The 15,430-nt window shown below is 65.1% G+C and carries 15 protein-coding genes and 2 pseudogenes; 10 read left to right on the top strand and 7 right to left on the bottom strand.

Translation table 11 applies throughout. From position 1 onward, the window contains the following. Positions 1 to 37 precede the first annotated feature (37 nt). Positions 38 to 1,408 (bottom strand): CoA transferase, encoded by a 1,371-nt coding sequence (locus OG326_RS22090; RefSeq protein WP_327139001.1) that lies wholly within the window; start codon positions 1,406 to 1,408, stop codon positions 38 to 40. 18 nt (positions 1,409 to 1,426) lie between these two features. Between OG326_RS22090 and OG326_RS22095 the strand changes: the two genes are divergently transcribed. Beyond that, positions 1,427 to 2,212 carry a thioesterase II family protein gene (locus OG326_RS22095; protein ID WP_327139002.1) on the top strand — a complete coding sequence of 262 codons (786 nt, stop codon included), beginning with the start codon at positions 1,427 to 1,429 and terminating at the stop codon, positions 2,210 to 2,212. A 237-nt stretch (positions 2,213 to 2,449) separates the two neighbouring features. Beyond that, a complete protein-coding gene (locus OG326_RS22100; protein WP_327139003.1) occupies positions 2,450 to 3,148 on the top strand; it encodes an alpha/beta hydrolase in 699 nt (232 codons plus the stop codon). A gap of 34 nt (positions 3,149 to 3,182) precedes the next feature. On the opposite strand, the gene OG326_RS22105 is transcribed toward OG326_RS22100, so the two are convergent. Continuing rightward, positions 3,183 to 3,959, bottom strand: coding sequence for an O-methyltransferase (locus tag OG326_RS22105; protein WP_327139004.1), 777 nt, complete (start codon positions 3,957 to 3,959; stop codon positions 3,183 to 3,185). 304 nt (positions 3,960 to 4,263) lie between these two features. Between OG326_RS22105 and OG326_RS22110 the strand changes: the two genes are divergently transcribed. Together OG326_RS22110 and mbp1 are read left to right on the top strand one after the other, a co-directional pair. Beyond that, positions 4,264 to 5,079: a SigB/SigF/SigG family RNA polymerase sigma factor gene (locus OG326_RS22110; protein ID WP_327139005.1), complete on the top strand. Its 816-nt coding sequence runs from the start codon at positions 4,264 to 4,266 to the stop codon at positions 5,077 to 5,079. Positions 5,080 to 5,188: 109 nt separating this feature from the next. Then, positions 5,189 to 5,434: a microaggregate-binding protein 1 gene (gene mbp1 / locus OG326_RS22115; protein ID WP_327139006.1), complete on the top strand. Its 246-nt coding sequence runs from the start codon at positions 5,189 to 5,191 to the stop codon at positions 5,432 to 5,434. A gap of 224 nt (positions 5,435 to 5,658) precedes the next feature. Here mbp1 and OG326_RS22120 read toward each other — a convergent pair whose 3' ends face one another. Genes OG326_RS22120 through OG326_RS22135 form a run of 4 tightly spaced genes read right to left on the bottom strand, consistent with a single transcriptional unit; the run spans position 5,659 to position 8,644 of the window. Then, entirely contained in the window at positions 5,659 to 6,246 is a 588-nt protein-coding gene (locus OG326_RS22120) for a class I SAM-dependent methyltransferase (protein WP_327139007.1), read from the bottom strand. Next, entirely contained in the window at positions 6,243 to 6,995 is a 753-nt protein-coding gene (locus tag OG326_RS22125; RefSeq protein WP_327139008.1) for a PIG-L deacetylase family protein, read from the bottom strand. Before OG326_RS22125 ends, OG326_RS22120 begins: the two co-directional genes overlap by 4 nt. After that, positions 6,992 to 7,921 carry an acyl-CoA dehydrogenase family protein gene (locus tag OG326_RS22130; RefSeq protein WP_327139009.1) on the bottom strand — a complete coding sequence of 310 codons (930 nt, stop codon included), beginning with the start codon at positions 7,919 to 7,921 and terminating at the stop codon, positions 6,992 to 6,994. Before OG326_RS22130 ends, OG326_RS22125 begins: the two co-directional genes overlap by 4 nt. Positions 7,922 to 7,930: 9 nt before the next feature. Further along, entirely contained in the window at positions 7,931 to 8,644 is a 714-nt protein-coding gene (locus OG326_RS22135) for a glycosyltransferase (RefSeq protein ID WP_327139010.1), read from the bottom strand. A 165-nt stretch (positions 8,645 to 8,809) separates the two neighbouring features. On the opposite strand from OG326_RS22135, the pseudogene OG326_RS22140 reads away from it, so the two are divergent. The 3 genes and pseudogenes from OG326_RS22140 to OG326_RS22150 form a co-directional block, all read left to right on the top strand. Then, positions 8,810 to 9,057 (top strand): annotated as a pseudogene (locus OG326_RS22140) (catalase); the annotation flags it as partial. A 1,007-nt stretch (positions 9,058 to 10,064) separates the two neighbouring features. Then, positions 10,065 to 10,418 carry a MerR family transcriptional regulator gene (locus tag OG326_RS22145; RefSeq protein ID WP_327139011.1) on the top strand — a complete coding sequence of 118 codons (354 nt, stop codon included), beginning with the start codon at positions 10,065 to 10,067 and terminating at the stop codon, positions 10,416 to 10,418. A gap of 103 nt (positions 10,419 to 10,521) precedes the next feature. Beyond that, positions 10,522 to 10,905, top strand: a complete 384-nt coding sequence (locus OG326_RS22150) for a putative quinol monooxygenase (RefSeq protein WP_327139012.1) — start codon at positions 10,522 to 10,524, stop codon at positions 10,903 to 10,905. A gap of 468 nt (positions 10,906 to 11,373) precedes the next feature. On the opposite strand, the gene OG326_RS22155 is transcribed toward OG326_RS22150, so the two are convergent. Further along, positions 11,374 to 11,928 carry a TetR/AcrR family transcriptional regulator gene (locus tag OG326_RS22155; protein ID WP_327146555.1) on the bottom strand — a complete coding sequence of 185 codons (555 nt, stop codon included), beginning with the start codon at positions 11,926 to 11,928 and terminating at the stop codon, positions 11,374 to 11,376. An 86-nt stretch (positions 11,929 to 12,014) separates the two neighbouring features. Here OG326_RS22155 and OG326_RS22160 point away from each other — a divergent pair, with 86 nt between their 5' ends. The 3 genes and pseudogenes from OG326_RS22160 (at position 12,015) to OG326_RS22170 (ending at position 15,279) form a co-directional block, all read left to right on the top strand. Beyond that, entirely contained in the window at positions 12,015 to 12,830 is an 816-nt protein-coding gene (locus tag OG326_RS22160) for an alpha/beta fold hydrolase (protein ID WP_327139013.1), read from the top strand. A 525-nt stretch (positions 12,831 to 13,355) separates the two neighbouring features. Next, positions 13,356 to 14,122, top strand: a pseudogene (locus tag OG326_RS22165) (IS3 family transposase); the annotation flags it as partial. Between the two features lie 113 nt (positions 14,123 to 14,235). Continuing rightward, complete coding sequence (locus OG326_RS22170) at positions 14,236 to 15,279, top strand: hypothetical protein (RefSeq protein ID WP_327139014.1); 1,044 nt, start codon at positions 14,236 to 14,238, stop codon at positions 15,277 to 15,279. Positions 15,280 to 15,430 lie beyond the last annotated feature (151 nt).

The following is a 15,430-nucleotide window of genomic DNA, read 5'->3' on the forward strand; positions in this document are numbered from 1 at the left end:
GGTGTGCGTGCAGGCGATCGCACACCGGGTTCAGCTACTAAGAACCGTCCGGTCGGGCTGCCCAAATCGGGGCATGAGTGCCGTACTGCGAAGCCGGCCACGGATGATCGGGATATTCCATCAGCGCTGGTCTCGCTGTCGTCACGCCATCGTGGGTGACCGCGTACTCCGCCGCGGGCGTCTGCGCCGGTGGATGGCCGGGCGTGCGGCCCGGCGCCGTGAGCAGCCAGGAACCGGTACGCGCCAGTGCAACTCGCACATCACGCCCGAAACCGTCCTGCTCCCGCGCGGCGAGCGCGTCGAGCACGCCCGCGGCGAGCAGATATCCGCTGGCGTGATCGAGCGCCTGGGCGGGCAGTGCGCCGACCGCGGCCGTGGCGCTCCAATTGTCCTGTGCGCCTTCGATGAGAGATATTCCCGATGCTGCTTGCACAATACTGTCGAAACCCCGTCGATCGCCCCACGGTCCGCGCTCACCCCACGCGGAAACCCGGCCGTATACAATTCCTGGCCGAATATCGCTCGCTACCACACCGAGCCGTTCCAAGGCGCCCGGTCGGTAACCTGTGATCAATACATCAGTTTCGCTGAGAAGCTTCCGCAATACGGGAAGTTCGGTACGCAAATCCAGTAGGGTTGAGCGCTTACCCTGGCCGGTATCCAGAAATTGCCATTCGATCTCCGGGAGCTGCGGCGGATCGACCCGCAGCACGTCCGCGCCGAGCAGGGCCAGCGCCCGGGTCGCGACCGGTCCGGCGATGACGCGCGTGAGATCCAGTACCCGGATTCCGCGGAGCGGCAGCATCTGTGTTGCGGCAGTGGGGGATTGGATCTCGCCGCGATCGGCGCGCTGCTCGATGGCCACCAGCGGGCCGTCGGCGGCCGCCTTGCCCTGCGGGCTGTCGGCCCACTCCTGTTCGGTGCGCACCCGAACCGCGATGGCCCCGTATTCGGCCGCGCGCTCTTCGATGTCCGTGCCGGACAGCGCTGCGATGCGGGCCGAAGCGGCAGCCCGGTCGGTATCTTCCGGCAATCCGAGAACAGCCAGCAGCCGCGCGCGATGATGCGAATAGTTGGCGTGCGTTCGCACCCAGCCGTCCGCACTCGGGAAGAATCCCGACAGCTCTGCGAAGGCGTCCGGGGCCACGCCGTTCACCCGGAAGAGGCGCTCGCTGGAGAAGGCCGCCGCCACCCGGGCGGGGTCGAGAACGCTCCCCAGCGTCGTCAATCCGCAGGCCACTCGCCGTCTGTCGGCCGCGGCCGCGAAACTGGCCACCGCGCCGCCCGCGAGGGACCACACCGGCAGTGTCGCAGCCAGATTCGCGCCCGGATCCAGGGCGGGCATACTCGATCCGGTGATGCCAACCCCGGACTCGTAGTCGTGAACCAGCGTTGTATAGGCAGTCACGTATCCCGACCCTAGTCTGTGAAGGAGAAACCCGCCGTGGTGGTCATGCTCACCGGTACCGACTGGTTGCGCGTCCTGAAGCCCGAGGCCGAACCGCGAAACGTACTGGTGTGCTTCCCGCCCGGCGGCGGCTCCGTCACCGCCTACCGCCCGCTCGCCCAGCGTTTCGGCACGGGCACAGCCGTATTCGCGGTGCAGTACCCCGGCCGCCAGGATCGCCTGGGCGACAAGTCGATTCCCGACCTCACCGAACTCGCGGACCAGATCGCCGCGGACCTGCAGCGCTGGCCCGCCGCACCGCGACCGGCCCTGTTCGGCCACAGCATGGGCGCGACCCTCGCCTTCGAGACCGCCCGCCGCCTCGAGGCAGCCGGTCGGACCCCGGCCCACCTCTTCGTCTCCGGCCGTCCCGCACCGACCTTCGAAGAACCGGGCCGCCTGCACCTGGCCTCCGACGATGCCCTCATCACCGACCTGGAGCGCCTCGCCAACGACCCCGAACCGGTCCGCATCCTCCGCACCGAGCCGGCCCTCGCCGAACTGATCCTCCCCGCCGTCCGCAGCGACTACCAAGCGGTGGAGACCTACCGCTACCACCCGGGCGAGCCCCTGCGCACCCCGATCACCGCCCTGGTGAGTACCGCGGACCCCACCACCTCCGAGGCCCAGGCGGGCGACTGGCGCAACCACACCGCCGCCGATTTCGACACCGCCACCTTCCCCGGCGCCCACTTCTACCTCGACCTCCCCGAAAACCAGCCCGCCATAGCAGCTTTGATCACCCGTCGCCTGTCGCACACCTGAGTTGTGCGCCCCGCCGCTCCGTTCTCCTTCGGGGCGACGGACAGTGCCGTATCGGTCTTTGGGGCCGGTGAGCCCGGCATCGCCTCGGGAACACCGCATCTCAGTGAGGAGGTGGGGCCGGGAGAGGTTGCCGGCCCAGTCCGGGCCTCGATGATGCGATTAATTTCGGGCGGCCGGGGCGTCCATACTTGGAGGCGGGTCGATTCGCGGTCCGCCGGACTGCGACAAGGATTGACGATGGCGACATATGTGCTGATCCCCGGTGCCGGGTCCGACTCTTCGTACTGGTACCTCGTTACCCCGCTGCTGCAGGCGCTCGGGCACGAGGTGGTTGCCCCTGATCTGCCGTGCGAGGACGAGAACGCCGGTTTGGCGGAGTACACCCAGGTGGTGGTGGACGCGATCGGTGATCGCACCGACCTGGTGCTGGTGGCCCAGTCCATGGGCGGATTCACCGCTCCGCTGGTCTGCGAACGAGTGCCGGTCGAGCTGATGGTGCTGGTGGCGGCCATGGTTCCGGCGCCCGGCGAGACGCCGGGGGACTGGTGGGCCAATACCGGTCAGCGCGAGGCCCGGCGAGCACAGGACGCACGGGAGGGCCGCGATCCCGATGCGCCGTTCGACCCGATGGCCACCTTCCTGCACGATCTGCCGCCGGATGTGCTCGCGGTAGCGCTGCAACAGCGCCCGCTCGACCAGGCCGAGGCGCCCTTCCTGAAGCCCTGGCCGCTGCAGAGCTGGCCCGACGTGCCGACGAAATTCCTGCTGTGCCGTCAGGACCGCATGTTCCCGGCCGACTTCCAGCGCCGCGTGGTCGAGCAGCGGCTGGGTTTCACCCCGGACGAGATGGACAGCGGTCACCTCCCGGCCCTGGCGCACGCTCAGGAGCTCGTCGACCGGCTCGAGGCCTACCGCGCGGCCGCCGGGGTTCGCTGACGGGATCAGTTGTCCGGGAAGGGGTTCCGGTCCCTCATTCGCCGAGGTACTCGGATTCGAGCACGAGATCCTTCAGGATCGACTGGTACTCGACGTGGGTCTTGTGCTCGACGGTCCGCCAGGTGCGCCCTTCCTCCCGCCGCATGTAGGCGAGGTAGTCGGGGACTCCGGGCACCTTGACATTGTCGGCGACCACGATCGTGCCGGGATGCAGCCACCCGTTCTCCAGCATGGTCTTCAAGTCGGCCAGATAGGCTTCCTTGGCATGGTCGAGGAAGACGAATTCAACTGAGCCGGAAGAGAATCCGTGCTCGGTAATGAGTTTCTGCACGGTCTTGCCGCCGTCGCCGAGGGTTCCGACAACCACGGTGACACGATCCGAGAGTCCGGCGTGCGCGATTATCGCCCGCGCCACGTCGGCATTGGCGGCGTTGAATTCCACCGACACCAGGCGCGCCCCCGCCGGCAGCAACCGACCACTGCGTACAGCGCTGTAACCACAGTAGGTTCCGAGCTCGAGCAGTAGCCTCGGCTGTGCCCGGCGCACCGCGGCGTCGAGGATCAAACCCTTCTCGTCCCCGACATTGACCAGCATGCTGCGGGTGCGGGCGAACCTGTCGATGGTGACGAGCACACTCTCCGGATCGCCTGCCGTCGCATTCGCGAGCACGTAGTCGCGGGCCGCCGCTTCCCGGCCGTCACCGATCTGGCCGGTGTGAGTGAAATTCCGCATGCCCAGCGCCATCCGGGCCATCGAATACAGTTGGCGGCCTCGATCATTGAGCGTCGACACAATCGTCCTGCCGGCCATGGATTCTCCTGTGCTCACGGTGCACGGTCAGCGCGATTATGCCCGGACGTGACGCCTGCGGGACCGCCACGCCGGTCGGTGGAGCGACTGCTGACGATCTCTGCCCGATTCAGACCACTGCCTCTACCTGATCTCCCCGCCGGACTCCAGCTACTCTGTTCCCGTGCGTAGGCAATATCTACATCGTTGACAGTAGGATTACTACACTGACAATCAGACATAAGTCTTGATTCGTCCGTTTTGTATTGGTTAAGCTGGGCGCAGGAAGGACCACCCGTATCCGATCAGCTCCTCGGGGATTGATATGTCAACAGAACACGCCACCTCCGCCAGCGCACCCCGCGTCCGGGCCGACAGCGATTCCTACGACAACATCGAACCTTGGCTGGCGACGCTCGCGAGCATGGATCCCAGCGATCCGGCCCGTGAACGGCTGCGCCAGGACATCCTCACCACATGCCTGCCGCTGGGTGAGCACATCGCGCGCCGCTACACCGGTCGCGGAGTCGACTACGAGGACCTGGTCCAGGTCGCCGCGATGGGTGTGGTGTTGGCGGTCGATCGATTCGACCCCGGATATGGCGCTCCGTTCCTGGGATTCGCGATTCCCACGATCATGGGTGAGGTCAAACGCTACTTTCGCGACAGCACCTGGGCCGTACGGGTGCCGCGCAGCCTCAAGGAACTGCAGCAGCGGCTGATCACCGCGATCCCGCAGCTGGCCCAGGACCTGGGACACGAACCCACCGCGCGGGAACTCGCCGCGCATCTGCAGGTCGACCTCCTCGAGATCACCCAGGCGTTGATCGCGGCCAACAGCTATCACGCGGACTCCCTCGACACCTCCGATCGCACGGACGATGACGGCGTGGCGTTCTCGCCACTGGAATCGCTGGCCACCACCGACCCCGGCTATTGCCTGATCGAAGACTCGATCAGTGTCGGCCCCCTGCTGGCGGCGCTGCCCGACACCGAACGCGCCATCCTGATCATGCGATTCGGCCAGGACAAGTCCCAAGCCGAGATCGCTCAAATCCTGGGTGTCTCCCAGATGCAGGTTTCACGCATCCTGGCCCGCCTGCTGAGTGGACTACGCGCAGGTGTCCTGCGGGCCGCCTGACCACCGAAACCCTTGCGGTCTCGAATTGTTTTGTCCCAGGCCTGTTTTGGATGTGAACTCGCGGGTAGGACCAGTGTGTCCGTGCAATTCGACTGTGAAGGAACATCCCATGTCCGAGCATGACAAGAGTGGTCCGCGCGAAGGTATCGAAGGCGTCGTGGAGGATGTCAAGGGCCGGGTCAAGGAAGCCGCCGGCGCTGTTGTCGGTGACGACGACCTGCGCCAGGAGGGCCGGAGCCAGCAGGACAAAGCGGAATCTCAGCGTGAGGCCGCGAAGCATGAGGCGCTGGCGGAAAAGGATCGCGCTGAGGCCGAGGTGGAGGAAGCCCGTCAGCGCGCACATCAGGACCGTTGAGCAGAGAATTAGTGAACGCCGTAGCGTGCGAAGCATTTCCTCTCGGGCAGCCGGCCCTGGATGAGCGCTAGATTTCGTGTGGCGTTGTAATGCCGAAACGGGTTGCCGGGCGGGACGCCCGGCAACCCGCTCTCTGGTGGAGGATGTGGTTTGTCCTCAGCATTCTTGAAGAATGGCACGGATATCGCAAGGTGTGCGGGATGACACCCGGACCTGGATGCGGCTCAATCTCTTTCGGGGGACGGTATGACGATATCGATCCGTACATCGGCGTCGGCGTATGCGGCGGTGGGGGCGCAGTTCAGAGCGCTGAGGGCGATGTCGTTGGCTTGATCGCCGGTCAGGTGATGATCGTGTTCGGCGTGCCGCCAGTGTGACAACACAATGGTGGTGCCCGCGGTGAGTCTCTCGCTCATATCGCTGACTGTGGCAGCGAGTACGGGAGCGGGCAGATAATAGGCGACCTCGCTGAGAAAGACGAGGTCGAATTCGCGGTCCCAGCACCAAGGATCACCGAAAGCCCAGTGGTGAAAGGACACATTGGTAATGCCCGCGCAGCGATCCCGGGCAAGGGACAGGGCGTGCGGCGCGATATCGGTCGCGATGACCTGTCCGCAGCGCGTCGCCAGCGCACTGGTGATATGGCCATTGGCGCAGCCGGGCTCCAGTGCGGATCGGTAGTGCTGCTCGGGCAGTAGCGCCATCAGGAGGTTCCGTTTGCGAATCTCGTACCAATGGGTGTCGAATTTCCACGGGTCGGGATCGGCGCGATATTTGGCGTCGAAGAACTCGGAATCGGTGCGGGGGTTCACAAGAAGACCGTTTCGTTCAGTCCCAGGAGTCGTTCGATGACGTGCTCGGGGAGGATCGCGCGGTCGGCGGGGTGCGGGGAGAGCGGCTGCAACTGCGAGTGGAATGCCGCCGCGGCCCGGCGCTTGGTCCGCGAGCACCGATCCGGGAGGGCTACCCGCCGTGCACGGGTCCAAGCGATATCGGTGTCGGCCGGAAATGACCAGTGCCACAACCAGATCGGATATTCGATGACGCGCACTCGGCGCCTGCCGGCGGCGACCAGTGCGGCGCGGGCGGTGGCTTCGTGATCGGGATGTCCATCGTTGCGCAGCGGGATCGCGATCGTATCGGCGGACTCGATCGCGGTGTCGAGCAGTTCGGCCAGCCGCTGCTCGTGTTCGGTCACCGCACCGTCGGGGAGCCCGAGGCGCCGCACCTGGTCGATACCCAGGATCGTCGCCGCGTCAGCCGATTCCGCGGCACGAATCTCGGCGAGCTGAACAGGGGAGTGGGTCGGTGAATCCGGATGTGAGGCTTCGCCATCGGTGACGATGACGGCCGTCACTCGGACGCCGCGGGCCGCGAGGAACGATGCGAGGCCGCCGATTCCGAGCACTTCGTCGTCCGGGTGCGGTGCCACGATCTGCAGGTGCCGGTGCGCCAGCCGCGTCGGTTCCACCTCCGGTAGGCCCTGAATCCACGGCTGCCACACCGAGAGTGGGGTGCCGGGCGTGGTGATATCGCTGTCGGCGAACCGTTCCGTGCTCACCGCTGCTCCAGCAACTCGCCGAGGTCGGCGAGATCGTATTCGGCGTGGCTTTGTCTCAGGTACACCGTCAGATCCGCTACGCGGCGGGCATGTTCGCCGTCCAGGCTCAGTGGGCCGGCTCCGAGCGCCCTGCCCACATGCTCGAGGGTCGAGGAGGCGCTGTGCTCGACGACCGCGCGTACCCGCCGGGCCCGGATTCTCGCTGCCTGCTGATTCTCCGGATCGGCGTCGATTTCCATTGCGGCACTGTGTAATGTGCTGCGCGCGGCGTATAGCGTGGCGTCGACCGCACCTCGGTGTGCCCGCCGCAGGGGATCGCTGCCCGAGTCGTTGAGCAGCCGGTCCGCCACCCCCACTGCGGCGCCCAGCCAGCAGGCCGCGACACCGATTGCGCCGTGCCAGAACCCCGCGCGGGCAAGGTAGTCACCGGGCGCACCGACCGGTTCTGCCGGAACTCGGTCGAAGGAGACCGTCAGCGTGGACGACCTGGCCATGCCGAACCCATGCCAGGTATCAGGCACCACCCGCACCCCTGGATGTGACAGTTCCACCGCGTACAGTCGCACCCCCTCGGGCGCCTCGGCGGTGACCAGAGCATGGGTGCACAGCCCGGCTCCCGAACACCACATCTTCTCTCCTGAGAGTAAGGCGTTGTCGCCGTGTGGGTTTGCCCGCAGCACCGGTCGTGGTGGCTGTGCTGCCCACACCCCCCACAACTGCTGCGGCTGCGGCCCCGGGCTGTCCAGCTCATGGGTGATCGCGCAGGCATCGGCGTGCGCCTCGGTGAGACGGCCGACCACGACATCGCGCCGACTGATATCGATCAACGCTTGCCAGCGCCCGTCTGTCTCACCGCTGCCGGGCAACGGCCAGGTGCGAACAGCGTTGACCGGAATAATTTCGTGCACTGAGCATTCGGTGGTCATCAATCCTCCTTATGCGCAGTCCGAGGGCGCGGCTTCCAGTTCGCTCAGATACCCGGCGAATCCACCGCGTACACGGTTGCCGGATCGGTCGGAGGTGAGCACAGCGGGGGAGTCGAGCCATGCGATCCGCGCACCGGCGGCGCGGAAGCGGTCCACGAGATCCACGTCCTCATCGACTCCCTTGGCGGCGAATCCACCGATTCGGTGGTAGCGAGACGCATGAAACCCGAGATTGGCACCGTGCACATGGAGGTGCCGCCCTCCCCTCATCCCTCGCCGGTACCGTGCTTCATAGGCTGCGCGCACCGCAGGAGAACGCTCACGCCAGTCCACAACGACGGTGCCGACCGTCATATCCGCCGTCGCGGCATGGCTCAGCTGCGCGGCCAGCCACCGCGGCGGCACAACCGAATCGGCATCCGTGGTCGCGTACCACATGCCTTCGCCGACTGCCGCCTGCTGCGCGGCGAAATCGAATCCCGCCGCCCGCGCCGCCCCGACATTGCGGGCCTCGATCAGAATGCGCGCTATCGAGGACGGAATCATTTCGGCGGATCGGTCGGTGCATGAATCCAATACGACGACCGTGTGCACCGGCACCGCGACCAGGTGGGCGGCGCGCCGCACCGACTGCAGACATGCGGACAGGCGTTCCTGCTCGTTGTGCACGGGAATGACCACGGCGATCGAGTCAACGGGCTGCCCGGATCTGTGAAGGACCACGACACACTCCTGTCACCTTTCGATCTTCGGATTCGAGGAGGGTTATGCCACCGGATCAGGCTGGTAAACAACCAGTTCACTCATCCTGTTCTCGTTTCCGCCGGGCGCGCGGGCAGACCGGGGTATTCCGTGGAGCGGAATCCGGAAGCCGCTGGTGAACGGCCGCTGACGGTCATAGACCGCAGTAGGCGTCCAGTTCTGCTCCATGACGCGTATCTGATCGAAAAGATGGCGGCGTTCAACAGGGAGCGGGGTGCCTGAGCGGCAGCCACATGCCGCCGGGTAAGCGGACAGAGGTACTCGCTCGCTTTTCGACGGTCGCGGGTGAGCGCGGCAGCCCGGATACGTGGCGGGATCCGCGTGGATTCGCCCTCGAGTTCTGTACCGAACAGGGCAACTTCGACTTGGTGGGCCGCGTTCGTCGTCGGTGCCGGGTATGCGGCCAAAGAGCGTCGGTTGCTTTGGCGAGGCAGATAAGTTCGGCACAGCTGGTGCGTTCGATCGGCTGCGGCTCTGCCGGCCCGAGCCGCCTAGAACGCAGTGCCGGTGGTCGAGAGTCGCTCGGCCCATTGATCTTCCACGCACCCGCTCGGGCCGATTCGAAACGCGCGGGTTGCGGTATGACAGCTTCTTCGTCCCCTCCGGCGGCGGTCCGGCCGGGGGAGTACCGGACTTCGCTGCACCGGAGGGGACGGTCGAACCTCACGTTCCAGGCAGTTCCTCTGCCCAGCCACTGGATCTCTCCATCACAACGACAGCGAATATATGCCAAACCCGGTGGCATGTCTACACCCACCACAACAGTTTTTTACCACCCGCCAACGAGCGGTCCGTCTTTCGCGCGCCAGCACAGGCTGCGCTGTCAGGGGCTGCTGGCGTGCCGGTTGTATACGTCACCGACTGGGCACCTGACGCCGAAGGACCATGTGGCCGTTGCGAATCGCACGCACACCGTGTGGTTTCGGGACATCCAGTGACACTGGGCAGGTGCGCTAGCAGCACGTTTCCGTGTGACAAAAAATCTGTACTCATGGGTGTAGACAATCGATGCATCCGGTTGTACTGTCTCTCTTGTTCGACAAGCGGTAAGTCAAGGGCCCGGGAATGATGAACTCCCCGGAGAAGTTCGGTTTGGCCGTCCCCTGCCGGCGGGTGAAGTATTTGATCTTGGTAGTACCGCAGGAGGGGACGAAGAACCCCGCGAAAGCGCCGGGAGTCCCGTGAGGACTTCCGCAGTGGGACCGTGCCGGCAACATTCGGGTGCGGGGGTGCGCAACCTACGAGCCAGGAGGTGGTCCACGAGCACATACGTACGCAATACGCGTCCCTGTCAACACGTTCGGACGCGGTGTCTGTCAACGACCTCAGGCCCCGGCGCACTGCGCCGGGGCCTGAAGGCATGAAATTCCCGAGAGGCGCCGTGGAAGATCCACACGCGAGCCCGACCGACAGCACTCCCGCCGACCGACTCGACGATGACGACTATCCGGCCTACAGCATGGGCCGGGCCGCGGAGATCGTCGGAGTCACCCAAGCATTCCTGCGCGCTCTGGATGCCGCGAAACTGCTTACCCCGCAACGTTCCGAGGGCGGGCATCGTCGCTACTCCCGCTATCAGTTGCGGATCGCTGCGCGGGTCCGCCATCTTGTCGACGACGGTAATCCGCTCGAGGCCGCGTGCCGGATCGTCATCCTCGAAGACCAGCTCACCGAAGCCCAACGCATCAACAGCGAACTACAACAAACCCTCGACGACGGTCACCGCGGCGACTGACCGCCTACTATCGACACCAGCACGAGCACGGGTAATGGCGCTGCGTGTACGCCGAAATCATCACGGGCTCAATCGAATTGCCGACTCATGGTGGAATATCACCATGAGTTTCTTCGTACGAGCCCGTTTCGATGTCCGTGATGGCCGGCAGGCCGAATTCGAGGAGGCCGCGCTCGCACTGCGGACGCAGGCGCTCGAGGAGCCCGGGACTCTCACCTACCGGTGGTTTTCCGTGGTGCCGGGAAGCTATGTAGTGATCGAGGAGTACGTAGACTCCGACGCGGCCATGGCGCACAACGAGCGCGGTGCACGGTTGCTGGAGCGCGTAGGAGAGTGTGCGGAGATGGTTTCCGCTGAGCTTCACGGACCGGTCGGGTCTTGGGTGCGCGAGTGGGCCGGTGCACGCCCGCAGGTCACGATCTACCCGGACTTCCCTGGCCACGCGGATTCGAGCTGCGTGGACGCCGAAATGAATTCGGTCCGTTGATTTTCGGTCGTGCTGGGTGGTGCGGTCGGGCGGCCAAACAGCGGACCGGTAGCGAACACCATCCGCCACGACAACAGTGCCCCGCGGATTGACCGCAGGTTAATTCGTTACTGCCGCAACGTGATCGGTTGGGCGATACGCACTCTGGCCAATTAGTAGCGACCCGATCGTTCCGTACAGCATCATCAGCTTCCCCGGGAAGGTGTTCGACGACCCCCGCCTCATCACACGCCACATCGGTCCCTTCGTCCTGGTCACGCGACGAACCTCGGCACTGTGACCTCGCGATACTCACCTCACCGACCAGCGGTTGGCTCATTGTGGGCGAGTCCTGCTGACCTCTCGTTCGACTTCCGATCATCGGCATGAGTGCGCGCCAGGAAGTGCTGTCGGCCAACCAGTTTGGACAGACGACCAACGCGCGGGTCGCGGCAGAGCTGCGCGTTTCTTTCGGCGTGGCCTGCGGCTCTATGGCGCCTTTGGCGGGCTGGCGGCAGCGGCCAATTCGGCCAGAGGAATGAAGATTTCGTCGGTAATCGCTTGTGGGTCGACCTCGCCGATGTGATGGAGAAGGTCGTCGATGACAAGTGTGATGGGTAGGCGCAGCAATCGTGGGCTGATCGCGGCCGGATCCATCCCTGCGACCTGTAGGGCCTCGCCGAGTTGCGTGATTGCGTCCTGCGCGAGCTCGGGGCGCAGGCGGCTGCTCAACTCGGGGTCCACACCTGTCACCACCGATAGACCTCGATATCGAGCGACGACTCCGTCGAGAACTCGGAGCACGTCCTCGCGCAGATTGCCGGTCGGTGCCAGGCGCCCCAGTGCGGGGGTGCGTTGCTCGACGACAGCGCGGATGAGATCGAACTTGTCGGGCCACCGTCGATAAAGCACCGACTTCGCCGCGCCTGCACGTTCGGCGACGCCGGCCATGGTCATCTCCTGGTAGCCGACCTCGACCAGTTCGGCCCAGGCCGCGTCCAGTATCGCCTGCTCCAGGGCGGCGCCTCGTCGGCGTGTCTGCATCACACAATTAAGCTACCCGAGTTGCTTACGATCCGACGACTTGCTAGCGTCAATAAGCAACTACGGTAGCTTATGGCAGGTGTTTTATGACCGCGATACTCGACGCGCCCGGCGCGCAGATCTACTACAAGGTTCGAGGGACAGGCCCGGTGTTGTTGTTGCTGCCAGGCGGCGACGGCGATGCTGATGCATTTGACGGCCTTGCCCATCACCTGGAGCCGGACTTCACGGTGGTCACCTTCGACCGGCGCGGCCTGTCACGCAGTACGGCCACGACGGCTGCGGCGAGTCCTCGAACGCATGCCGACGACGCCGCGCTGGTCCTGGCTGCGTTGACCGACTCGCCGGCGCTGGTTTTCGGCACCAGCATCGGCGCCGTCATCGCAATGGAACTTGCAGTGCGCCACCAGGAGCGGGTTCGGATTGTGGTCGCCCATGAACCGCCCGTCGGAGCCTTGCTGCCGGACGCGGAGCGTACGGAATTGGTTCAGGCCCAGCTCGACGTCGAAGACGCGTACCGCCGCGACGGCATCGCAGCGGCCATGATGCTGTTTGTCCGGATCGCGGGATTCGATATCGCCGACCGCGAGCCCGATGTGCCTCTGGCGCCGCTGAATCCGTGCCGTATACGCAACCTCGAATATTTCCTCGCCCACGATGTGCCCGCAGTGCGCGAATACCATCCCGACACCGTCGCACTTCGTGCTGTGGCCGACTCGATCATGCCGGCGGTGGGAGAAACCAGCGTCGGTCCGGTGCCACGTTGTTCCTCGGTCCTGGCCCAGCTGCTGCGCAGCGAAATCGCGACGTTCCCCGGTGGTCATAACGGGCCATCTTTTCGGCCGCGGGCCTTTGCCGATCGGTTGCGAGAGATCCTGCGCTCGATCCCGTGCGCCGCCTGACCTCCATACCGCCTCAGCCTGTTGATCGTATTGTCCAGGTGCGACATCCCAGGCTATGCATGACGGTCGCCCGCTCATCGGGGTGCGGGCGTTCGGTCCCAGATAGATTCTGCCGGTTGATCTTCCGAGGCGCCGCGCTAGCCGTAGCGAACCGCGCGACATGCGCCATGACAGTGTGTTCGACGAGGGAGGTGGGGAGCACCTGTGGCGGACGAATACGAATGGAACGAACACGATTACGTCGAGCTGGTGGAAGGGGAGCGTCGGCGCTACGCATGGGTGATGGAGCGGTACGGCGGGCGGACTCAGGAAGAGGCGCAAGCCGAGGCTTCGGCGTTCTACTACTACGAGGATCCTGGTAAAGAGTGTCGCGGATTAGTCTTTGACGATGAGCGCATCAGCCGGGGTGAGCACCCTGAAATCCGCAGGAGAGGACGTTCGGAGGCACTGTCGGCCAACGAGTGTGGACGGCCGACCAACTGTCCATTCCCCACTGCTCCATGGGGTGAATTTCCACGGGGACACCAGCACGATCGGCAAGGACGAGGCAGACTGAACCGCCCCGGAGTGTCGGGAGACTTTCGCAAGTGGGTGCGCCAAGGCCAGATCGATACCGGAGTGCGTGCGGGTGTCGGGTCGGAGGCGTTGGCGGAGCTGAAGCGGTTGCGGCGCGAGAACGCAGAACTCAAGCGCGCAAACGGAATTCTGAAAGCCGCGTTCACGCAGAGAACTTCGGTGTCTACGGCGCGAGAAAAGTGTGGCTGCAACCGAATCGGGAAGGGCATCGGGAGGCCTGCTGCACCATCGAGCGCTTGATGGGCGAGCTCGGGCTGCGTGGCGCGGTCCGAGCTCGGGTCGAGCGCACCACGTTCGCGGATCCACTCGCACCGCGGGCGGCGGATCTGGTGCGAAGGAAGTTCGCCCCGCTGGCGCCGAAGTGGGATGTGAAAGATGTTGTGCACCATACCGGTAGAGGATCGCAATATACGTCCATTGCCTTTACCGAGTGGTTCGCCGAGTCCGGAATCCAGCCGTCGGTCGGTGCGGTCGGGTCCTCGTATGACAACGCGCTCGCCGAGACGATCAACGGTCTCCACAAGACCGAACCGATCAAGCCCGGAGGCCCCTGGCGCAGTGTCGATCACGTCGAGTTCGCGACCGCCGAATGGGTCGACCGGTTCCACCACCGCCGCCTCTACCGGTACTGCGGGGACATCCCGCCCGCCGAGATGGCGACGGCCTACTACGCTCAACAACCAGTCCAGCAACCTGCCGGGCTGTCACACCGATAAGTCTCCGGACTCGCCTGGGCGGTTCAGGGTCACCGAATCATGTTCCACGACAACTGAAAGCTGATCAGCTCGACGCGCGAAGCTTATTCGCCGTGCCATAGTCTGGGCGTTCGGTGACGAATGGGGAGCGCATGCGGTGGTCGCTGTGGTGGCGACGGACGTGGATCGCTGGACTGACGGTGCTGGGGCTCGTCATCGCCGTGGTCGTCGGAATGGTGGTCGCGCTGCGGCTGGAGTATGCGGGGACGCCGACGGCGCACACCAGGGGTCGGGACGCGCTGTGGCTGGGGCACGAGTGGATCGATGGTCGCAAAGACGAAGGCGACGTCGCCGCGTTGAAGGCGCAGTTGGCCGACACCGGCATCAAGGATCTCTACGTCTTCTCCGGTCCGCTCGACTCCGAGGGAAGTCTGCCCGACGACCGGCATCCCAACGCGTCGTGGTTCGTCGACGCCGTCCACCGCGAAATTCCCAATGCTCGAGTGCAGGCCTGGTTGGGAAACTTCGTCGCCCCGGAGTATCCGGACGAATTGCATCTCGACGCCCCCGACGTGCGGGGGAATATCCTCACGTCGACCCGGCAGTTACTGGATCTCGGATTCGACGGCGTGCATTACGATTTCGAGCCGATTCGCTCGGGCACCGCCGATTTCCTGACCCTGCTGGACCAAGCCCATGCCCTCACCACGGGGAGGCACGCGCTGCTATCGATCGCCGCGCCCCAAATCGACCCGCTCCCCGGATTGCACGCCCCCTACCTCGCTGTCGCTGGACATGAAAAGTGGTGGTCGCAAACGTATTTCGCCGCGGCGGCGCATCGGGTGGATCAAATCGCCGTGATGTCCTACGACACGGCCATGCCCTACCGATTCATGTACGGAGGCTACGTCGCCGAACAGACCACACTCGCCCTACAGGTAACGCCCCCATCCGTCGACTTACTGATGGGCCTACCGGCCTATCAGGTGGAGAACATCGCCCACCACAGCTCAGCGGAAACCGTTGACGTGGCAATTCGGGCGATCCGGCTGGGCTTGGGCCGCACAGACCCCGCACGGCCCGCTTTCGGCGTCGCCCTCTTCGTCGACTACACCGCCACACCCGCGGACTGGGCCGCCTACCGAGCCAACTGGGTGACCACCGCACCGACCAGGTGACCGAGTGGATTTCTCACCCTCGAAGTGATCGTGGGCCCACGGCGCCAGCGGAGACATCCGGACGGGGACATGCGTTCTGAGAGCTGGAGTGGCTCTGTCTCGGATGCTCGGGCCGACCGGGCGGTGCATGCAGGCAATCCTGCACAACTTC

The sequence above is a fragment of the Nocardia sp. NBC_01327 genome (assembly GCF_035958815.1).
In the GTDB taxonomy this organism is placed as follows: Bacteria; Actinomycetota; Actinomycetes; order Mycobacteriales; family Mycobacteriaceae; genus Nocardia.